17 protein-coding genes, 1 tRNA gene and 1 pseudogene are annotated in these 19,478 nt (G+C 65.3%); 8 read left to right on the forward strand and 11 right to left on the reverse strand.

Going from position 1 to position 19,478, the window contains the following annotated elements:
- Positions 1-100: 100 nt before the first annotated feature.
- From LQT98_RS10635 to kynB, 6 genes are all read right to left on the reverse strand, one after another.
- On the reverse strand, positions 101-895 hold the full coding sequence (locus LQT98_RS10635; RefSeq protein WP_231462297.1) for a TatD family hydrolase: 795 nt from the start codon (positions 893-895) through the stop codon (positions 101-103).
- A gap of 15 nt (positions 896-910) precedes the next feature.
- The gene (locus tag LQT98_RS10640; RefSeq protein ID WP_231462298.1) at positions 911-2,668 is read right to left on the reverse strand and encodes an ABC transporter ATP-binding protein; all 1,758 of its coding nucleotides are present in this window, start codon (positions 2,666-2,668) and stop codon (positions 911-913) included.
- On the reverse strand, positions 2,658-4,430 hold the full coding sequence (locus LQT98_RS10645) for an ABC transporter transmembrane domain-containing protein (RefSeq protein WP_231462299.1): 1,773 nt from the start codon (positions 4,428-4,430) through the stop codon (positions 2,658-2,660). Before LQT98_RS10645 ends, LQT98_RS10640 begins: the two co-directional genes overlap by 11 nt.
- Before the next feature lie 175 nt (positions 4,431-4,605).
- Complete coding sequence (locus LQT98_RS10650) at positions 4,606-5,994, reverse strand: amino acid permease (protein WP_231462300.1); 1,389 nt, start codon at positions 5,992-5,994, stop codon at positions 4,606-4,608.
- Between the two features lie 290 nt (positions 5,995-6,284).
- The gene (kynU, locus tag LQT98_RS10655; RefSeq protein WP_231462302.1) at positions 6,285-7,538 is read right to left on the reverse strand and encodes a kynureninase; all 1,254 of its coding nucleotides are present in this window, start codon (positions 7,536-7,538) and stop codon (positions 6,285-6,287) included.
- A gap of 12 nt (positions 7,539-7,550) precedes the next feature.
- The gene (gene kynB, locus LQT98_RS10660) at positions 7,551-8,204 is read right to left on the reverse strand and encodes an arylformamidase (RefSeq protein ID WP_231462303.1); all 654 of its coding nucleotides are present in this window, start codon (positions 8,202-8,204) and stop codon (positions 7,551-7,553) included.
- Positions 8,205-8,344: 140 nt separating this feature from the next.
- Between kynB and LQT98_RS10665 the strand changes: the two genes are divergently transcribed.
- From LQT98_RS10665 to LQT98_RS10675, 3 genes are all read left to right on the forward strand, one after another.
- The gene (locus LQT98_RS10665; RefSeq protein ID WP_231462305.1) at positions 8,345-8,815 is read left to right on the forward strand and encodes an Lrp/AsnC family transcriptional regulator; all 471 of its coding nucleotides are present in this window, start codon (positions 8,345-8,347) and stop codon (positions 8,813-8,815) included.
- 121 nt (positions 8,816-8,936) lie between these two features.
- Positions 8,937-11,207: a TonB-dependent receptor domain-containing protein gene (locus tag LQT98_RS10670; RefSeq protein ID WP_231462307.1), complete on the forward strand. Its 2,271-nt coding sequence runs from the start codon at positions 8,937-8,939 to the stop codon at positions 11,205-11,207.
- A gap of 258 nt (positions 11,208-11,465) precedes the next feature.
- Positions 11,466-12,029 (forward strand): DUF2939 domain-containing protein, encoded by a 564-nt coding sequence (locus LQT98_RS10675; protein ID WP_231462308.1) that lies wholly within the window; start codon positions 11,466-11,468, stop codon positions 12,027-12,029.
- Between the two features lie 63 nt (positions 12,030-12,092).
- Here LQT98_RS10675 and LQT98_RS10680 read toward each other — a convergent pair.
- Both LQT98_RS10680 and rsmI read right to left on the reverse strand, forming a co-directional pair.
- Positions 12,093-12,177, reverse strand: a tRNA-Leu gene (locus LQT98_RS10680).
- A 70-nt stretch (positions 12,178-12,247) separates the two neighbouring features.
- Positions 12,248-13,144 (reverse strand): 16S rRNA (cytidine(1402)-2'-O)-methyltransferase, encoded by an 897-nt coding sequence (rsmI, locus tag LQT98_RS10685; protein ID WP_197081450.1) that lies wholly within the window; start codon positions 13,142-13,144, stop codon positions 12,248-12,250.
- Between rsmI and LQT98_RS10690 the strand changes: the two genes are divergently transcribed.
- The 5 genes from LQT98_RS10690 (at position 13,139) to LQT98_RS10710 (ending at position 16,832) form a co-directional block, all read left to right on the forward strand.
- Positions 13,139-14,257 (forward strand): penicillin-binding protein activator, encoded by a 1,119-nt coding sequence (locus LQT98_RS10690; RefSeq protein ID WP_231462309.1) that lies wholly within the window; start codon positions 13,139-13,141, stop codon positions 14,255-14,257. The two genes, rsmI and LQT98_RS10690, sit on opposite strands and share 6 nt — an antisense overlap.
- The gene (locus LQT98_RS10695; protein ID WP_048410006.1) at positions 14,254-14,589 is read left to right on the forward strand and encodes a YraN family protein; all 336 of its coding nucleotides are present in this window, start codon (positions 14,254-14,256) and stop codon (positions 14,587-14,589) included. The genes LQT98_RS10690 and LQT98_RS10695 overlap by 4 nt, the downstream gene beginning before the upstream one ends.
- Positions 14,590-14,613: 24 nt before the next feature.
- A complete protein-coding gene (locus LQT98_RS10700; protein WP_048410007.1) occupies positions 14,614-15,204 on the forward strand; it encodes a phosphoheptose isomerase in 591 nt (196 codons plus the stop codon).
- Complete coding sequence (locus tag LQT98_RS10705; RefSeq protein ID WP_048410008.1) at positions 15,205-15,786, forward strand: BON domain-containing protein; 582 nt, start codon at positions 15,205-15,207, stop codon at positions 15,784-15,786.
- 242 nt (positions 15,787-16,028) lie between these two features.
- A complete protein-coding gene (locus LQT98_RS10710; RefSeq protein ID WP_231462310.1) occupies positions 16,029-16,832 on the forward strand; it encodes a DNA-binding protein in 804 nt (267 codons plus the stop codon).
- A 13-nt stretch (positions 16,833-16,845) separates the two neighbouring features.
- On the opposite strand, the gene LQT98_RS10715 is transcribed toward LQT98_RS10710, so the two are convergent.
- From LQT98_RS10715 to LQT98_RS10725, 3 genes and pseudogenes are all read right to left on the reverse strand, one after another.
- Complete coding sequence (locus tag LQT98_RS10715) at positions 16,846-18,039, reverse strand: sensor domain-containing phosphodiesterase (RefSeq protein WP_231462311.1); 1,194 nt, start codon at positions 18,037-18,039, stop codon at positions 16,846-16,848.
- Positions 18,040-18,183: 144 nt separating this feature from the next.
- Entirely contained in the window at positions 18,184-19,173 is a 990-nt protein-coding gene (locus LQT98_RS10720; protein ID WP_231462312.1) for a Tim44 domain-containing protein, read from the reverse strand.
- A gap of 55 nt (positions 19,174-19,228) precedes the next feature.
- Positions 19,229-19,478 (reverse strand): annotated as a pseudogene (locus tag LQT98_RS10725) (tRNA (N6-threonylcarbamoyladenosine(37)-N6)-methyltransferase TrmO); the annotation flags it as partial.

Here is a 19,478-nt window from a genome sequence, read left to right on the forward strand (position 1 = left end):
CTAGCTCGCAAGATCGTAAACACGTTCTAAGAACCTGTTCAAAGTCTGCTGCGCTTCGGGAGGCGTAGCACGGTGAGTCGCGCTCACGGTGCGCCATGGCTCAGCCGGCGATGCCCAGCGCGTCCAGGCTGTTGCGGCGCAAGGCGCGGCGCAGTTCCGGTTCCGGCAGGCCGCGCAGCTCGGCCAGCAGCGCGCTGAAGGCGGCGAGATGGGCCGGTTCATTGGGCCGGTCCTGGGCGAATTCCGGGCGGATGTCGGGCGCGTCGGTTTCCAGCACCAGGCCGGACAGCGGCAGCGTGGCCGCCAGCCGGCGGATGCGCTGCGAGCCGGAGTAGCTCATCGCGCCGCCGAAGCCCAGTTTCAAGCCTTGGCGCAGCATAGCCTCCGCCTGCTGCGGGCTGCCGTTGAAGGCGTGGGCGATGCCCAGCTCGACGCGCTGCTCGCGCAGATGCTTGAGCACGCGGTCCACCGAGCGGCGCACATGCAGCACCACCGGCAGCGCGTATTTGCGCGCCAGTTTCAGTTGTTCGACGAACAAGGCCTCCTGCCGCGCCGGGTCCAGCTCCGGCAGGTAGAAATCCAGGCCGATTTCCCCCACCGCTTCCGGCCGCTGCTCGCGCAGCGCGCGCTCCAGCTGTTCCAGATGTTCGTCCAGATGCTGTTCCAGATAGATGGGATGCAGGCCGAAGCCTATCCAGCAGCCGTGTTCGCGGCGCATGGCGGCGGCCGCGTCGAAGGTGTCGGCGCGCACCGCTGGTACCAGGATCTGGCCGACGCCGGCGGCGCGCGCGCGTTGCAGCACCGCGGACAGCATTGGCGCCAGCTCCGGCGCGTCCAGGTGGCAATGGGTGTCGATCAGCGCCTCGGGCGCGGGCAGGGCGGGGAAACGGTGCATGGCGGATGGGCTCGCTCAGCCGGCTTCCGGCTGCAATTGCTGTAGCAAGTATAGCCGTTGGTAAATGCCGCCGAGCGTCATCAGCTCCTCATGGTCGCCGGTTTCGGCGATCTGGCCGTGATTCAGCACGATGATGCGGTCGGCGTCGCGGATGGTGGACAGGCGATGGGCGATGGAGATCAGCGTGATCTGGCCATGCAATTGTTCCAGCGCGCGCTGCACCAGCTGTTCGGTTTCGCTGTCGATATGCGAGGTGGCCTCGTCCAGCAGCAGGATGCGCGGCTTGCCGGCCAGCGCGCGGGCGATGGCGATCAACTGCTTCTGGCCGCTGGAGAGCCGCAACCCGCTCTCGCCCATATCGGTGTCGTAGCCCTGCTCTAGCGCCAGGATCAGTTCGTGGGCGCCGGCGGCGCGCGCGGCGTCCTCGATCTGTTGTTGCGACAGTGGCCGGCCCATGGCGATATTGTCGCGCGCGCTGGCGGCCAGCAGGAAGGGCTCCTGCGGCACCAGGCCGACGCCGTCGCGGAAGGCCGCGTCGTCGAAGGACGCCAGCGGCTGCTCATCGATCAGGATGTCGCCGCTTTGCGGCGCATAGAAGCGCAGCAATAGCGACAGCAAGGTGGATTTGCCGCTGCCGGTGTGGCCGACGATGCCGATGAAGCCGCCGGCCGGAATCTCCAGCGATAAGTCGCGCAGCACCGGGCGTTCGGGTTGATAGGCGAAATTCAACCTGCGGAAACTGACCGCGCCCTGGCCGATGCGGCCCTGTCCGCCGTCGGCCGCCGCCGCGGGCTCCTGCAGCAGCGCATCCACCCGCGCCGCCGCCACCACCGCTTGCTGCAGCTGGCTGAACTGCATGGTGATCTGGATCAGCGGGTCCACCATGCGGCCGATATAGCTGATGAAGGCGTAGAGCACGCCGATCTGCAGCGCGCCCAGCGGCCGCTGGCTGAAGCTATAGATCACCGCGGCCAGCAGCAGCACCTTGAGCAGGTCCAGCGCCGGACGCAGCAGCCAGGCATTGGCGGTCAGCTCGGCCATGCGCGCCCGGTAGTAGTTGTGGTTGGCGTGGTCGAAGCGCTGGGCGAAGCGTCCGGCGGCGTTGCTGGCCTGCAGCACGCTCATGCCGGCGATGGATTCGGCCATCTGCGCGTTGATGTCGCTGCGCAGCGCGCGGGCGCGCGTCACCGAGGGCGCGCTCCAGCGCTGGTAGAGCCAGACGATGGCTAGCATCGCCGGCAGCAGCAGCGCGGCCAGCAGCATCAGCCGCCAGTCCAGCCAGGCCATCGCCGCCATCACGCCGATGACGACGATGCTGCTGTCCAGCATCACGAACAGCACTTGCACGTACAAGGCTTTCACCGACTCGGTGTCATTGGTGACGCGGCTGACCAATTGGCCTGTGATCGCCTTGTCGAAAAAGGCCATCGGCAGCCGGATCACGTGGCGGTAGACCTGTTCGCGCAGCCTTTGCACCGAGCGCATCGCCACGCCGGACAGGCGCACCAGCTGCAGATAGCGCAGGCTGGAAGCGGCGTAGCCGGCCAGCAGACAGGCGAACAGCAGCAGGCCCATTTCCAGCCACTGCGGCGCGCGCGGCAGCAGATAGCGGTCGATGAACACCTTGCCCAGCAGTGGCGACAGCGCCTCCAGCAGCGCGGCGGCGATCAGCCACAGCGTGCCCCACAGCACATGGCGCTTTTCCGGCGCGGCGGCCTGGCGCAGCAGGGCCAGCGCCCGGCTCCGGTTGATCGCGGATTGATCAGATTTCATCCAGGCTGGCCTCCAGTTGTTGATAGCGCCACTGGCTGGCGTACCAGCCGTTCAATTGCAGCAGCGCCTCATGGCTGCCGGCTTCAGTGATGCGCCCCTGTTGCAGCACGATGATGTGGTCGGCGTCGGCCACCGCCGACAGCCGGTGACTGGCGATGATCACGCTGCGTCCGCGGCGCGCTTCGCGCAGATGCTGCAGGATCTGGGTTTCGGTCTGGGTGTCCACCGCCGACAAGGCGTCGTCCAGCAGCAGCAGCGGCGCGTCCGCCAGCAGCGCGCGGGCGATGGCCAGGCGCTGGCGCTGGCCGCCGGACAGCGCCACGCCTTTTTCGCCAACCGGCGTGGCGTAGCCCTGGGCCAGGCGCAGGATGTCCTCATGAACCGCCGCCAGCCGCGCCACGCGCTCGATCTCGCGCTCGGCGGCGTCCGGCCGCGTCAGCGCGATATTGTCAGCCACCGAGGCGGAGAACAGGAAGGACTCCTGCGGCACCCAGCTGATCGCCGCGCGCAGCGCGTCCATCTTGTATTCCTCCAGCGGCACGCCGTTCCAGCTGACGCTGCCGGCCGGCAGCGGGTATTGGCGCAGCAGCAGGCGCAGCAGCGTGGACTTGCCGCTGCCGGTGGGACCGACGATGCCCAGGGTCTGGCCGCGTCCCAGGCGCAGCTCGATCGCGTGCAGCGCCGGCGTGACCTGCCCCGGATAAGTGAAGTCCAGGCCGTGCCAGCGCAGCTCGCCGCTGGGCTCGCTCGCGTCGGCACCGCTGTCGTCCACCGAGGCCGGCGCGCTCAGCACCGGTTCCAGCCGGTTCCAGCCGGCGCGGCCGCGTTCCAGCAACGACAGCACCCAGCCGGCGGCGAACATCGGCCAGATCAACTGACCAAGATACATGCTGAAGCTGGTCAGCGCGCCTATGGTCAGTTGTTGCTGCCATACCAGGTAGCCGCCGACGCCCAAGGTGGTCACCGAGGCGGTGATCAGCGTTAGCCCCACCACCGGCTCGAACGCCGCCTCCCAGCGCTGCGCTTGCAGGCTGTTGTCGGCGGCGCTGGCGGCCAGGCCGGCCAGCTCGCGGCTATTGCGCTCCTCCAGGCCCAGGGTGCGCAGCGTGCGCACCCCGCTCAGGGTTTCCTGCACATGGTCGTTGAGCCGGCTGAAGCTTTGCAGCGATCCGGCCCAGGCCTGATGCACGCGGCGGGTGATGCGCCAGAAGGCGAAGGCCATCAGCGGAAACGGCAGCAGCGCGGCGGCGGCCAGCCGCCAGTCTATGCCCAGGGTCATCATCGCCAGCACCATCACCAGGGTCAGGCTGCCGTCGAAACCGGCCAGCATCGCCTCGCCGGCGGCCATTTCCACCGCGTCGATGTCATTGGTGGCGCGCGCCATCAAGTCGCCGGTGCGTTGATGGTGGTAGAAGCCCGGCCCCTGGAGGCTCAAGCGCTGGTACAAGCGGGTGCGCAGCTCCACGCCCAATTGGTAGGCGGCGGCGAACAGCTGCAGCCGCCAGCCGGCGCGCAGCAAATAGATCACCACGCCGAACAGCAGCAGCCAGCCCAGCTCATGCAGCAACTGAGGGCCGCTGAGCTCGTTCTTGGCCAGCAGGTCGACGATCTCGCCTATCTTGCGCGGGATCAGCACGGTGAGTAGCGCCACGGCGGCCAGCATCAGCGCCGCGCGCAGATAGTAAGGCCAGTGGCGGCGGACGAAGCCGCGCAATAGCGCGGACAGGCTGGCGCCGGGGACGAGATCGGACGGGGTGGGCATGGAGGGGCGGGCTATCCGGATCGGGTATCGAGTCGGACATTCTATGCCGAATCCGAGGGCGGCGTCAGATGCGATGCAAAGCGTGTTGCGTGTTCCGCGCAGCGGTTCTTCGCGGATTTGGCGTGGGCATGGCCGCCCGGGCCGGAAGCGTGCTCCGACCCGGGCGCGGCGGGGCTTAATTCGCTTGCGTCGCCGGCGTCAGCCGCGGCTTGCGCACCTTGTGGAACAGAATGACCAGCAAGAGCAGGAAGGGCAGGCCGAAGACCAGGGTCAGCCGGAACACCTCGGTGAAGACGGTGGTGATCATGATCGCCAGCATCAGCACCAGCCCGGTCAGCGTGCTGTAGGGAAACAGGCGCATCTTGAACGGCAGCTCCAGCCCGCCGGCGCGGTCGTGATGGCGGCGGAAGCATAGATGGGTGTAGAAAATCATCAGCCAGGTGAACATGGCGCCGAACATCGACAGCGAAATCATCAGCGTGAACGCCTGCTGCGGGAACAGCACGTAGAGCGCCGTGGCCAGCGCGATGCCGCTGGTGGACAGCAATAGCGCGTTGATCGGGATGCCGCGCTGGTTCAATTGGCCCAGCGCGATGGGCGCGTCGCCGGCGCGCGACAGGCTGAACATCATGCGGGTGGTGATGTAGAGCTGGCTGTTCATCGCCGACAGCGCGGCGATCACCACCACGAAGTTGAGGATGCCGGCGGCGTAGGGGATGTTCAGCACCTGCATCACGGTGACGAAGGGGCTGTTGCCGGCGCCGATCCGGTCCCAGGGCACGATGGCGATGATCAGGCTCAAGGACAGCAGGTAGAACACCACCAACCGCGCGATGGTGGCGCGGAAGGCCTGGCGCACCGCCTGTTCCGGGTTCTCCGCCTCGCCGGCGGCCACCGCTATCATTTCCACGCTCAGATAGCTGAAGATGGAGATCACCACCGCCACCCAGGTGCCCCAGGCGCCGTTGGGGAAGAAGCCGCCGCCGGCGCTGAAGTTGTGCGCGCCGTAAGCCGGGTTGCCGCTGCCCCACACCAGGTAGCAGCCCATCAGGATGAAGGCGACGATGGCGAAGATCTTGATGCTGGAGAACCAGTATTCGACGGTGCCGAAAGCCTTGACGCTGGCGGCGTTGACGCCGATCAGCGCGCCGGAGAACAGCAGGATCCAGATCCAGGGAGGGGTGTCGGGAAACCAGAAGCGCATGTATTCGGCCACCGCGGTGACCTCGGTGCCCACCGCCAGCACGATGCAGGCCCAATAGCTGTAACGCACCAGGAAGCCGGCCAGCGGGCTGACATAGTGCTCGGCGTAAGCGCCGAAGGAGCCGGAAGTCGCGTGCGCGACGGTCATCTCCGCCAGGCAGCCCATCAGCAGCAGGGTGATCAGGCCGCCGATGGCGTAGCTGAGCACCACGCTGGGGCCGGCGAAGCCGATGGCGAACTTGCTGCCTAGGAACAAACCGGTGCCGATGGCGCCGCCGATGGCGATCATGCTCATCTGTCCGGCGCTGAGCCGGCGCTGCAGGCCCTGCTCCCTATCCTTGATATCCTGGAAACTGCTCATGATGTTCTCCTCTGTCTGTAAGGCGCGGTCTGGCGGGATCTGACGTCCCTTGCGCCTGGAACCGCCGCGCGGGGCTGCCGGCGGCGGCTTGATGCGGCGCGCGGGCAGGCCGCGCGCGATGCAGGTTTTGAACAGCTCTCAGAACCTGTTGACGATCTCGCGAGCTAGGGCGAGACAAGGCGAAAACGAGCGAAAAAGCGGAATGTACACGTGGTATATGAGCACTGAGCTTGGTTTCAACGCCCATTTCTATCCATCCCGCCGACGCGCAGCAGATCGTAAACAGGTTCTCAGGTCACCGCGCCGCGGCGGTGGAACTCCGGTTTATCCCAACTGCCGCTGTCCAGAATCTCGCGCAGGATTTCCACCGCGTCCCAGATGTCGGCATGGCTCAGGTAGAGCGGGGTGATGCCGAAGCGCAGCACTTCCGGTTCGCGGTAATCGCCGATGACACCGTTGGCGATCAAGGCCTGCATCACCGCGAAGCCCTGGGGGTGGCGGAAGCTGACATGGCTGCCGCGGCGCGCGTGTTCGCGCGGGGTGATCAGGGTCAATGGGTGGCGACCGCAACGCTGCTCCACCAGTTCGATGAACAAATCGGTCAAGGCCAGCGACTTGGCGCGCAATTGCTGCGGCTCCACCTGCCGCGCCACGTCCAGACCGCATTCCACCAAGGCCAGCGACACGATGGGCTGGGTGCCGCACAGGAAGCGGCGTATGCCCTGGGCCGGCGCGTAATCGGTGGCCATTTCGAAGGGCTTGGCATGGCCCCACCAGCCGGACAAGGGCTGCCAGAATGTGTTTTGATGGCGCGGCGCCACCCAGATGAAGGCCGGCGAGCCCGGGCCGCCGTTCAGGTATTTGTAGGTGCAGCCCACGGCGAAATCAGCGCCGGCGGCGTTCAAGCCCACCTCCACCGCGCCGGCCGCGTGCGCCAGGTCCCAGATCGTCAGCGCGCCGCGCTGATGAGCGCTGCGGGTGACCGCGGCCATATCGTAGAGATAGCCGGTGCGGTAATTGACATGGGACAGCAGCAGCACCGCCACGTCCTCGTCCAGCGCCTGCTCCAGCGGCAGCGCCTCGTCGATCAGGCGCAGTTCATAGCCCTGCTGCAGGAATTCGATCATGCCCTGGATCATGTAGAGATCGGTGGGGAAGTTGTCGCGCTCGGACAGGATCACCTTGCGTTCCGGATGCGCTTGCTGCTGGATGCGCAGCGCCGCCGCCAGCGCCTTGAACAGGTTGAGCGAGGTGGTGTCGGTGACCACCACTTCGCCGGGGCCGGCGCCCAAGAGCGGCGCCAGCTTGTCGCCCAGCCGGGTCGGCAGTTCGAACCAGCCGGAAGTGTTCCAACTGCGGATCAGCTCGTGGCCCCATTCGCGGCTGATCACTTGCTGGCTGCGTTCCAGCGCGCCCTTGGGCAGCACGCCCAGCGAATTGCCGTCCAGGTAGACGGTGTTGGGCGGCAGGTCGAATTGCTGGCGGAAACCGGCCAGCGGGTCTTGCTGATCGGCGATGAGACAGGTTTCGCGGGTATGTGTCATGGCGGGTCGGTCCTACGCAACAGGGGTGGAAACGGGCAAGGGCCGCAGCACGGCGCGTACCGGGCTGGCGTCCAGATTCATCAACTTCAGCGGCAGCGCGATCAACTCGTAATCGCCCTCCGGCGCGTGCTCCAGCAGCAGTTGTTCCAGGATGGCCATGCGTTGGCGCGCGGTGGCGTGGTGGGCATCCATGGTCTTGCTGTCCATCGGGTCCAGCGAGGCGGTGTCGACGCCTATCAGCCGCACGCCCTGGCCGCCCAGCCAGTCGATGGCGGCGGCCTCCACGCCGGGGAAGTCGGCATCCCAGGCGTCCAGCGGATAGCGTTCGTAGCTGCGGATCAGCAGCCGCGGCGGCAGTGGGCCGGTCATGGCGGCAAGCCGTGCGCGGATCTGTTCCAGCCGGATCAGCGGGCCGGGGGAGAGGCAATGAATCAGCCGGCATGGGCCGAGATAGGCATCCAGCGCCACCTGGCCTATGCCCTGGCCGGCGGCCTGGAAATGGGCCGGCGCGTCGGCGTGGGCGCCGCTGTGCGGCGACAGCGTCAGCCGCGCCACATTCACCGGGCAGTGGGCGTCCAACTGCCAGGCCGGGCTGGCGTCGAAGGCGGTGTCGCCGGGCCAGACCGGCAGGCCGGCGCGCAGCGGGGGACTGATATCGAGCAACATGGAACGGTTCCTGAGCGGTAACAAGCCTGGAATCATGCTAGCACCAAGCCTTCCGCCAAAAATTGCAAGTTGCCGTTGCCGATGGCATGCTTTTCGCAGGAACTGCACTAGAACTAATCAGTATCGATGGGAAATTGCAAATGCAGCTCGATGCGATAGATTGCCGGATTCTTTCCGCATTGCAGCACAACGCCAGGCTCAGCAATCAGGACCTGGCGGACCAGGTGGCGCTGTCGCCATCGGCCTGTCTGCGGCGGGTGCGCGCGCTGGAAAACCAGGGGGTGATCCGCGGTTATCACGCGCAATTGGACCCAGCCCTGCTTGGCTACGAACTGGAAGCCATCGTCCATGTGACGCTGGACCGGGCGCGCGAGGATTGGCACGAAGACTTCATGGGCCGCATCCAGCAGTTCGAGGAGGTGGCCGCCGCCTATATTGTCGCCGGCCCCAGCAATTATGTGTTGCACGTGCGCTGTCGCAATCTGGCGGCCTTCAGCGGCTTCATCGTGGAGCGGCTGAACCGGCTGCCCGGCATGCGCGACATCTGTTCCTACATCGTGATGCGCACGCTCAAGGATTCGCGCTGGCAGGTGCCGCTGGGCGGGAAATAGCCGCGGCTTCCGCCCGCGTCGGCGGTGGGGCTGACGCGAGGCGTGGTTGGTATAATTACCATTGTTAATGATAATCATTAGCATTAACTTCGGCGCTCCTCAACCCACCCCCACCCACATCATGAAATACCGGAGCCTTTCCGCCTGCCTGTTATTGTCGGCGGTCCATCCGCAAAACCTGCAGGCCGCCGAGCCCGCGCCGCAACTGGAAACCGTCCACGTCAGCGCCGAGCGCAAACCCGCGCTCCTGCATGGCGAGGTGCTGGACGCGGAGCAACTGCGCCGCGCCCGCGGCACCGGCAACGCCGACATCTTCTCGGCCCTGCCCAGCGTGCAGGTCAACAATATCCGCAACGAAGCCGGCGCCATCGACCTGGGCATCCGCGGCCTGCAAGGCGAGGGCCGGGTGCCGGTGCTGATAGACGGCAGCCTGCAATCCACCCACACCGCGCGCGGCTATCAGGGCACCAGCGACCGCACTTACATCGATTCAGACCTGATCAGCAAGGTCAGCGTCGAAGAGGGCGCCAGCAACGGCGCCTTCTCCAGCGGCGCGATCGGCGGCCTGGTGCAAATGCGCACCTTGGGCGTGGAGGACGTGTTGCGTCCTGGCAAGGATTTCGGCGTGCTGCTGAAAGGCAGCTTGTACAACAATAACAAGATGCCCACCGTGCCGGACGACGAGCGCGACCAGGTGTATTACCGGCTGAACAACGGCCTCAGCCCACGCGTGTTCAACAATGGCTCGGCCACGCTGGCGCTGGCCTACCGGCAGCCCGGCCTTGATGCCTTGCTCGCCTACAGCAAGCGGCGCACCGGCAATTACTTCGCCGGCAGCCACGGTTTCGACGGCTACCCGGAGGCGGTGGTGTCGCGCGGCCAGGAAGTGGTGAACACCAGTTACGAGAGCGATTCGTTGCTGGCCAAGCTCGGTTTTGCGCTGGACGATGCGCAGCGTCTGAAGCTGATCTTCCGCCGCCATCGCCAGCAGGCCGGCGAGTTGCTGGCCGCTTACTGGTACAAGAACTCCAACGACAAGCATTTCCAGGAGCTGCCGCCGGGGGTCGAGTCCATGCCGCAATGGGCGCTGGGCAGCGCCGTGGTGCATGCATATAGTGCCAACTACAGCTATACGCCCAGCGACAACAAGCTGATCGATCTGAACCTGGGTTTGTGGGCCACCGAGGCGGATCTGGACCAGCACAACGGCCTGTGGGCCGGCCGCCCCGGCGCTTCCTACGGCGATCAGTACATGCATGCCTACAACAACAAGCGCCATGGCTTCAATTTGCTCAACCGTTCGGAACTGGAGGCGCTGCCGCTGAGCCTCAGCTATGGCCTGGCCTTCCAGCAGGAGCGCACCCAGCCCACCAGCCGCTACACCGAGCAGCCGCGGACGCTGGAGGCGTCGCGCAACGGCGTGCGCAATGAGCGCAGCCTGTTCGCCAACGCCGTGCTGTCCTATCCCTGGGCCAGCTTCTCGCTGGGCGCGAATCTGCATGGCTCAATCACGCGCGACTATGCGACCAAACTGGAGGTGGATTACGCGCCCAAGCTGGACCTGACCGGCCAACTCGATGTTCACCTGGCCAAATGGCTGGATGGCTATGTGAAGGGCGGCCGCGCCTATCGCACCCCCAGCTTGTACGAAACCACCACCTCGTCCGAGGTGTTCAGCTACAACCCATACAACCCCTTGCGGCCGGAGCGTTCGCTGAATCTGGAGCTGGGTTTGAAGGCGAGTTTCCAGGATGTGTTCCGCGAGAAGGAGCGCATCGGCTTCAAGGCCGCTTATTTCGACAACAAGGTGGCGGATTATATTTCCAGCGCCTGGCTGGACCGCACGCCGGGCATGCCGTCCTGGCAGGGCAATTTGACCTTCCTCAACTACGACAAGGTGGAGCTGCGCGGCTTTGAATTCGGCGCGGACTACCATAGCCCGTCCTTCTTCGTGGAGGCCGCCGCTACGCGCTATCTGGATCCGGAAGTGTGCTCGGTGAACCAGGCCGCCCGGCGCGATGCCGCGGTGTGCAATCAGAACGGCTTCGCCTGGAGCTTGATCCCGACCCGCATCCCGCCCAAGAGCGTGTATGTGATTTCCGCCGGCAAGCATTTGCTGAACGGCGACCTGACCGTGGGCGGACGACTGAAATACCATGCCGGCAAGACCAATCCGGCCGAATGGTTGAAAGGCACCGGCGCGCAGCCGGTGCTGGAACTGCCGTCCGAACGCCTGGTGGACCTGTTCATCGAGTACCGTTTGAACAAGCAGGTCAATCTGAATTTGAACGTGGACAACCTGACCAACCGCTATGCGGTGGACACCGGAGCGGTGGTCAGCATGCCGATTCCGGGGCGGACCATACGGATGGGGATGGAAGCGCGCTTCTGAGAGTCTGTTGACGATCTGCTGCGCGTCGTGAGACGTGACACGGTGAGTGCCGCTACGAAATGCTCTTGTACCACTCGTACAGTCCGCTTTCTCAGCGGTTTTCGCTTGTCCCGCTCTAGTTCGCGTGCCTTTGAACAGGCTCTGAGAACCGGCCGCGCAGGTTTTGCCGCGGCCGGCGGGAATCTGCGCGCCCTTTGTCGGTCTGTAGACTTTATGAGCCGCATGAACGCGGCCGCTTGATTCAGGGGGATCTCAAAAATGAGCATTAAAATGAAGCTGGTGCTGTGCGTGGCCTTGCTGGCAGTTGGCGGCTGGTTCTACGCAACGCCGTATTTGGCGGTGCATGGCATGCAGCAGGCGCTGGACGCGCGCGACGCGGCCAAATTGTCCGGCTATGTGGACTACCCGGCCTTGCGCAGCAGCCTGAAGGAGTCGATCGCGCCCAAGGCGGTGCTGGAATTGAACCAATCCAAGGCCAATAATCCGCTGGCGGCGATGGGCGCCGCGATTGCCGACGCGGTGATCGCACCGGTCGTCGACGCGATGGTGACGCCGGAAAGCCTGGCGCTGATGATGCAGGGGATCAAGCCCAAGCCTGGCCTGCCGCATGGCGGCGCGCCGGCGGAAAACGATGGCACGCAGGGGACGGAAGCGTCGGCCGAGCCGCGCGCTGGCGTCGAGACGACGATGGGCTACGAAGACATCGACCGCTTCGTGGTGACGGTGAAGAAGAAGGACGGCGGAGCCGGTCCGCTGGCTTTTGTCTTCAAGCGCGAAGGCTGGTTTGGCTGGAAGCTGGCGGCGCTGCGCCTGCCCGAATAAAACAAAAAACCCGCAGAGCTTGCGCTGTGCGGGGTTTTTGATGTTTCGGCCTGCCAAAATCGCTGGTGCCCAGAGTCGGACTCGAACCGACACACCTTGCGGCGGGGGATTTTGAATCCCCTGCGTCTACCAATTTCGCCATCCGGGCGTCTTCGGCATTCCGAGAGAACGAATGATAGCGATAGCAAATCGCTTTGTAAATCCTTTTTTCCTGGGCCTCAGTCCTGCTTCAGTTTGAGCGCGAGGTCGTAAAGCTGCTTGCGGTTGGCGCCGCAGATCTGCGCGGCCAGCGACGCCGCCTGCTTGGTGGGCAGCTCCGCCGCCAGCAGCTTGAGCACGCGCACGGTGTCTTCCGGCACCGCGTCGTCGGCCTCGTCGCGCGGCGGCGCGGCGTCCAGGATCAGCACGATCTCGCCGCGCTGCTGGTTGGAATCGGACTCCACCCATTCCAGCATGTGCTGGGCCGGCAGATTGCGGAAGGTTTCGAAAGTCTTGGTCAGCTCGCGCGCCAGCAGCACTCGGCGCTCCGCGCCCAGTTCCGCGACGATGTCGCGCAGGGTGTCGACAATGCGGTGCGGCGCTTCGTAACACACGGTCAGATGCGGCGCGGACAGCCATTGGCGCAGCGTCTTGCGGCGCTCGCCGCTCTTGGGCGGCAAGAAGCCGTGAAACAGGAAGGACGGCGCGGTCAGCCCGCTGGCGGACAAGGCGGCGATCACCGCGCTGGAGCCAGGCACCGGCCGCACCGGCAGACCGGCGGCGCGCACCGCTTCCGCCAAGCGCGCGCCGGGATCGGACACCGCCGGGGTGCCGGCGTCGGACACCTGCACCACGATCTGGTCTTCGGACAGCCAGCGCACCACTTGCTCGGCCATGCCGCGTTCATTGTGCTCGCGCAGGCTGACCAGGCGTTTGGCGTGAATGCCGTAGGCGGACAGCAGCTGTCCGGTGACGCGGGTGTCCTCGGCGCAGACCACGTCGGCGGCGCTGAAGGCGGCCAAGGCGCGGGCGCTGATGTCGGCCAGGTTTCCAATGGGCGTGGCCACCACATATAATGTGCCGCGACAGAAACTTTCCCTGGCTGATTCAAGCAGATGAGCGAACGAAGTATGCAAAGACTGACTCCGCTGTTGGTTGGCGTCTTATTGACTTGGTTGACGCCGACGATGGCGCAAACCCCGGACTATATCATCCAAAGCAATACCGCGCCGCTCAAGTTGCTGGGCCAGCCGGCGTCGAAACCGGCCGTTCCGGCGGCCGCGCCGCGTGAGGCCAGCGCGGCGGTGGCGAAACCGCAGCCGGCCGTTGGCCGTGTGCGCATCGGCCTGCTGCTGCCCACCGGCTCCGCCACCCTGGGCGAAGCCGCGGCGGTGGTGCGCAGCGGCGTGGAAGCGGCGGCGAGCGTGGATCAGAACGCCGAGCTGGTGACCATAGACGCGTCCGAGGACACCGCCGTGGCCGGCTATAAGCAGGCCTTGGCCGGCGGAGTCAATGTGGTGATCGGCCCCTTATCGCGCGGCGCCATCGCCGCGGTGGCTCCGCTGGTGTCGGTGCCGACGCTGGCCTTGAACTCGATAGGCCGCGAAGTGTCGGCCAATCCCAAGCTGTTTTCGCTATCCTTGACCGTTGAGGGCGAGGCGCGCCAGGTGGCGCGCCTGATGCGCGAGGACGGCCGGGTCAATCCGCTGCTGCTGTTCGGCGGCGATAGCCTGTCTCAGCGTCTGCGCCAGGCCTTCATCGATGAATGGCGGGTTCAGAGCCGCGGCAAGTCGCCGATGCTACTGGAGGCGAAACCGGACAGCCTGCCCGCCATCCTGCAGGCGGCGGCTGGCGCCGACGCGGTGTTCATGGCGCTGGACGCGCGCGAGGCCGGCATCGTCAAGGCGGCGCTGGCGCCGGAACTGGCGGTTTACGGCACTTCCCAGCTCAACGGTCGCGGCAGCGCGGCGGCCTTGGCCGGGGCGCGGGTGATAGACATGCCTTGGTTCCTGATGCCGGAACACCCGGCGGTACGGCGCTATCCGCGTCCATCCATGCCGCTGACGATGCAGACCGAGCGTTTGTACGCGCTGGGCGTGGACGCCTGGCGGCTGGCGGTGCTGCTGGCCGGTGCGCGCCAGCCGCTTGGCCTGAAGCTGGATGGTGTCACCGGCGACTTGAAGCTGGGGCGCGATCGCCTGTTCGAGCGCCAACTGCCGATGGCGGTGTTGAGTTCGGAGCAGCAGTGAATACCCTGGGCCGGCAAGCGGAAGATCGCGCGCTGGCCTGGCTGCTGCGGCGCGGCCTGACGCTGGTGGAGCGCAACTGGTCCTGCCGCGGCGGCGAAATCGATCTGATCATGCGCGATGGACGTTACTGGGTGTTTATCGAGGTGCGCCATCGCGCCAGCGCGGCCTTCGGCGGCGCGGCCGCCAGCATAGGAGCGGCCAAGCAAAGGAAACTCATGCTGGCCGCCGAGGTCTATCTGTCCCAACAGGGAATAGACGCGCCATGCCGTTTTGACGCGGTGTTGACCGTGGGCGAGGCGGAGCCGCAGTGGTTGCAGAATATTTTCATGTAGTGCTGAAAGAGATAAGGATGTCCCATGGATTTGATTGACCGCGTCAGCGGGCATTTCCTGGAAAGCATCGCCGTCAAGCAGGAGGCGATGGAATTGCTGTCGCCGGCGATCGCGGCGGCGGCGGAGCAAATGGTGGCTTGCCTGATGAACGAAGGCAAGATTCTGGCCTGCGGCAATGGCGGCTCGGCGGCGGACGCGCAGAATTTCGCCGCTGAGATGGTGGGGCGTTTCGAGAAGGAAAGGCCGGGCCTGGCGGCGATTTCGCTGGCCACCGACAGCTCGGCCCTGACCGCGATAGGCAACGACTACGATTTCGACATGGTGTTTTCCAAGCAAGTGCGCGCCTTGGGTCACACCAACGATTTGTTGCTGGCGATTTCCGCGTCCGGCAACGCCGCCAATGTGATCGAGGCCATCTATGCCGCGCACGAGCGCGGCATGAGCGTGATCGCCTTGACCGGCATGGACGGCGGCAAGGTGGCCGAGATCCTGTCGCCGGAAGATATCCAGTTGATTGTGCCGGCGCTGCGTCGCTGCCGGATTCAGGAAGTCCATACCCTGATGGTCCACGCCTTGTGCGATACCATCGATTACATGTTGCTGGGAGGAGAGTAAATGAAGCGTCGCGTGTTTGCCGTATTGCTGGCCGTGGGTTTGAGCAGCACCCTGAGCGCTTGTTTCGGCGTGGTGGCGGCTGGCGCCGCTGGCGGCGCGCTGGTGGCGACCGATCGCCGCACCAGCGGCGCCTATGTCGATGACCAGGGCATCGAATTGAAGACCGCGGACCAGGTGGGCAAGCTGCTGCCCTCGGCCCATGTCAACACCACCAGTTTCAACCGCGCGGTGCTGCTGACCGGCGAAGTGCCCAGCGAGCAGGCGCGCCAGCAGGCGGAGCTGACCGCGCGCGGCATCCCCAATGTGCGCCGCGTGTTCAACTACACCGTGGTGGCGCCGTCGTCGGGCTTCTCGGAGCGCAGCAACGACACCTGGGTAACCAGCAAGGTGCGTACCCGCTTGCTGGACGGCAAGGGCTATAACCCGAACAACGTCAAGGTGGTGACCGAGCGCGGCGTGGTTTACATGCTGGGCATGGTGACCCAGGCCGAAGGCACCGCCGCCGCCAAGGTGGTCAGCGAGACTTCCGGCGTGCAGAAAGTGGTGACCTTGTTCGAATACATCAACGACATCGCGCAATAACACGCGTCGACTTCGTTTGGTGAAACAGCCCGGCGCTTGCCGGGCTTTTTGTTGGCGCTTGGCCGCGGTTTCATCGAAAGTCGCGGAATTTTAAGAAAAGTCCTATAGCCGCTCCACGGCGCTTCTGCTGCAATTCCCGCTGCGGTCGAAAGCCATGCGCTTCGCCCGCATTTTCTGTGCCCGGAAGCATCCGGGCGCATCGGCAATGATAATGATGCAATCAGGGGTGAGGACGCGGGGTTATGAGTCAAGCGGTCAAGATTTCGGCGGAAGTGAGGGAGCGCGTGGTCGCCGCGGCGGCCGAGTTGTATGAAAAGTCCGGTCGCAAGCGCTTTCCCGCGATAGACCAAGTCCGTCAGCTGGCGGGAGTGGACATGGACGCAGCCAGCGTGGTGCTCAAGGATTGGCGGCGGATTCAGCCGGCCACGGCGGCGGCGCTGGAAGGCGAAGTGCCGGAGGGCGTGCGCCAGGCAGGGCAGGCCGCGCTGGAAGCGATCTGGGCGCAAGCCCAGGCCATGGCCAATGACAGCTTGCTGGCGGCCCAGGCCGCTTGGGAGCTGGAGCGCAGCGAGCTGGACGGCTTGCGCGCGGAACTGGCCAGCGCGTTTGAACGGCAGGCGGCGGAGCTGGACGCCACGCGCCGGCAGTTATCGGTCTCGCTGGCGCTGACCGCGCAACAGGCTCAGGACCTGGCGGTGGCGCAGCCGCAGGCCGAGGCGTTCCGCGCGCGCCTGGATCTGGCGGAAGGCCGAGTGGATGAATTGGAGAGCGAGCTGGCCGACACCAAGGAACGCCTGCAGCGGGCGCAGCGCGAATTGGGGCAGAGTTCGGCCGCCGGCCAGGCGGCGGAAGCGGCGCTGAGCAAGCTGCGCGGGGAACTGCTGCAATCCAGCGCCCAGACGGTGATGAAGGGCGAGGTGGCCAAGGTCAGGAACCAGGCGGAGGCCAGACTGGGCTCGCCGGCGCCATCCGGCGAAGAAGGCGCCGCCTTGAAGGCCGCGTACACCCCGCAGCCCGCCGCCGAGGATATTCTGAAGTTCCGCTGACGGCGGGGTGTGGTCAATGCTGGGAAATCAGCACGTCGGCGCATAGCACGTGCATGATTTCATCGATTTCTATGGCCATCGAGATGGTGATGCAGGAGCGGGTGTCGGTCATCGACAGATAGGGCTCGCTCATATACAACACGCCGGGCTGGTCCACCGCGTGCTGGAAATAGCTGCGGCGCGACCAGACCGCGCCGGTGGTGTCCACCAGCGGCGCAAACTTGGGATTGGCGACGGCGAGCGGCTGGCGGCTATTGAGGTTGCGGCCGATCTGGCGCCCCTCGCTGTCCAGCAGGAAGCAGCGCACCACATCCGGCAGCGCCAGCATCGGCTTGGCCGCCAGGTTGAACGGCGTGCCCTGCATCAGCGAGATGGCGCTTTGCACGAAGGATTGCCGCGCCAGTTCGATCTGGCGCCGGGTCAGCTTGCGTTTCAGCAGCTCGCGCGCCATCAATTCATCCCAGCGTTCGTCTATGCGCGGGGTGATGATGTGATCCTGGTCCGGCTGTTCATTCGGGTGGGCGATGAAATAGCCTTGCACCAGATCGCAGCCGGATTCCAGCGCAATCAGCACATCCTGGTCGGTTTCTATGCCTTCCTCCACCACCAGCGCCCCAATTTCGTGCATCAGCCGCACCAGCTTGGCCAGCAGATTGCGGGTGCGCGGCTGGTGCACGGCGGCGCGCAGCAGGTGACGGTCGAATTTGACCAGATCTGGTTCCAATTGGCAGACCCGATCCAGATTGGAATGGCCGACGCCGAAGTCGTCGATGGCGATCAGAAAGCCGCTGCTTTTCAGCACATTGACGCCCTCTATCAGCGCGGCATCCACTTCCAGCACATGTTCCAGCACTTCCAGCACCACCTGGCTGGGATCCAACCCGGCGGCCTTGATGGTGTTGGCCAGCGCCATCGCGCGTTCCGGCCGCGACAGCGAGGCGGCGTCGATATTGAGAAACAGCCAGCATGGGTGGTCGCTTTGCATCTGGCTGAAGCGAACGGCATGGGCTTCGCTCGTCGCCAGATCCAGCTGGTGACGGCGTTCGGGCGAGACGACGGAGTAAAAGGCCTCCGCCGGAGTCAGAATGGAGGTGTCCTGTCTAGCGCGCAGCAAGGCTTCCATGCCTATCGTGCGGCGATGCGCCAGGCTATAGATAGGCTGGAAGTGACTGCCGAGCTTCAAGCCGGCATGCTCGAATTCTTTCATGGAAACGCTGCCCTCCGTGGCGTGGACTCTACGGTCGGTATTGTTTTTTTGCCTGAAGCAATTGGCATTCCAGTTTAGTGCATCGCCATTAAAAATAAAAAACGGGCCAGGAGGCCCGTTTGGATAAAGATGTTAAAAAGCTTGTTACTGTTGGATGCCCGCCACCAGCCACTTGCCGTTGGTGCTGTCATCCTTGATGTAGTGCCAGTACTCGGTGAACGGCTCGGTCGGCGCGCCCACGGCTTCGCTGACCGTGCCGGAGAAGCGCACGCTGGCGATGTAGCGGTTGCCTTCGGTGCTGGCTTCGGACAGCTGGCAGTCCAGCTGCGGGAAGTCGGCGACGTCGGTATTGCCGGCGATGTCCTCGCGCAGCGCGTTGAACAGGTCCGGCGTCATGTACTTGCGCACTTCTTCCAGGCTTTCCGTGGTGTTCAGGCTTTGCAGGTGCAGGAAGGTGGCCTTGGCCTGGCGCAGGAAGTTAGGCGTTTCCGTGCCATCCGGCAGGCGAGCGGGGGCGTCGAACGCCGCCGGTGCGCCGAAGGCCGGCTGGGCGCCGCCAAGACCGGAGCCGATTTTCGGGATGGAATCGAAACGGGCCGGTTCCTGATAGCCGCCGCCGAGGTTCTGCGGCATGCCCGCTGCTTGCGGGGCTGCCATGGCCGGACGCGCGGCGCCGGCCTTGCGGCGGAAGAACATGATGCCACCGATCAGTACCGCGCCCAGCAGGGCCAGCGTGCCCCACGGCATGCCGCCGCTCTTCTGCGGTTGCTGGCCTTGTTGCGCCGCCAGAGCCGGATCGGCGTTGCCGTTGGCGGCTGCCGGAGCTTGTTGCTGGCCGCCTTTATCGCTCATGGCGGAGCCCAGCATATAGCCGGCGGCCGCGCCAGCCGCGCCGGCGGCTACCGCGGTGCCGATGCCCGGGCCGGATTTGGGTTGAGCTTGAGCCGGAGCGGGCGCTTGCGCAGGCGGCGCAACCGGGCGCGCCGGCGCTTGTTGTTGGTAAGAACGGGTGGGGGCCGAACGCTGCATGCCGGCGCTCTTGCCTTTACCTAGGCGGGCCGCTTCCGCGAACGGAGTGGCCAACACGGAAACCATGGTGAAGGCGAGCATGATCGTCTTCGCGCGAGTGGTCATATTGCTTTTTTCCTGAGTGGTTGGTATCGCCCCGATATGACTGGGACGCAAAGGATTAGTTCGGGGTCAATGACTGAATTTCAATGACTTGCGCATGGTTTTTTTCGATGCGGAAGCGCACATTCCATTGCTGCAGCGCCACGCCGTAAACCCGTTGCGGGTCGTCCTGATAGGCGGGGCGCGGGTCCTGGGCCAGCACCTGTTCCACCAGCAGCGCGAAATCGGCCGGCAGGCCGGGGGCTGCCAGCTGCGCGCGCGCGGCGGCGTCCCAGCCCACGCTCAATTGCGGCGGCGGGCCGTCGACG

The organism is Chromobacterium aquaticum (assembly GCF_021129195.1).
Classification (GTDB): domain Bacteria; phylum Pseudomonadota; class Gammaproteobacteria; order Burkholderiales; family Chromobacteriaceae; genus Chromobacterium; species Chromobacterium aquaticum.

Excerpts from the sequence above, each read along its gene's own strand:
- LQT98_RS10635 (WP_231462297.1), bottom strand. The coding sequence starts at position 895 with ATGCACCGTTTCCCCGCCCTGCCCGCGCCCGAGGCGCTGATCGACACC.
- LQT98_RS10640 (WP_231462298.1), bottom strand. The coding sequence starts at position 2,668 with ATGAAATCTGATCAATCCGCGATCAACCGGAGCCGGGCGCTGGCCCTG.
- LQT98_RS10645 (WP_231462299.1), bottom strand. The coding sequence starts at position 4,430 with ATGCCCACCCCGTCCGATCTCGTCCCCGGCGCCAGCCTGTCCGCGCTA.
- LQT98_RS10650 (WP_231462300.1), bottom strand. The coding sequence starts at position 5,994 with ATGAGCAGTTTCCAGGATATCAAGGATAGGGAGCAGGGCCTGCAGCGC.
- kynU (WP_231462302.1), bottom strand. The coding sequence starts at position 7,538 with ATGACACATACCCGCGAAACCTGTCTCATCGCCGATCAGCAAGACCCG.
- kynB (WP_231462303.1), bottom strand. The coding sequence starts at position 8,204 with ATGTTGCTCGATATCAGTCCCCCGCTGCGCGCCGGCCTGCCGGTCTGG.
- LQT98_RS10665 (WP_231462305.1), top strand. The coding sequence starts at position 8,345 with ATGCAGCTCGATGCGATAGATTGCCGGATTCTTTCCGCATTGCAGCAC.
- LQT98_RS10670 (WP_231462307.1), top strand. The coding sequence starts at position 8,937 with ATGAAATACCGGAGCCTTTCCGCCTGCCTGTTATTGTCGGCGGTCCAT.
- LQT98_RS10675 (WP_231462308.1), top strand. The coding sequence starts at position 11,466 with ATGAGCATTAAAATGAAGCTGGTGCTGTGCGTGGCCTTGCTGGCAGTT.
- LQT98_RS10690 (WP_231462309.1), top strand. The coding sequence starts at position 13,139 with ATGCAAAGACTGACTCCGCTGTTGGTTGGCGTCTTATTGACTTGGTTG.
- LQT98_RS10700 (WP_048410007.1), top strand. The coding sequence starts at position 14,614 with ATGGATTTGATTGACCGCGTCAGCGGGCATTTCCTGGAAAGCATCGCC.
- LQT98_RS10705 (WP_048410008.1), top strand. The coding sequence starts at position 15,205 with ATGAAGCGTCGCGTGTTTGCCGTATTGCTGGCCGTGGGTTTGAGCAGC.
- LQT98_RS10710 (WP_231462310.1), top strand. The coding sequence starts at position 16,029 with ATGAGTCAAGCGGTCAAGATTTCGGCGGAAGTGAGGGAGCGCGTGGTC.
- LQT98_RS10715 (WP_231462311.1), bottom strand. The coding sequence starts at position 18,039 with ATGAAAGAATTCGAGCATGCCGGCTTGAAGCTCGGCAGTCACTTCCAG.
- LQT98_RS10720 (WP_231462312.1), bottom strand. The coding sequence starts at position 19,173 with ATGACCACTCGCGCGAAGACGATCATGCTCGCCTTCACCATGGTTTCC.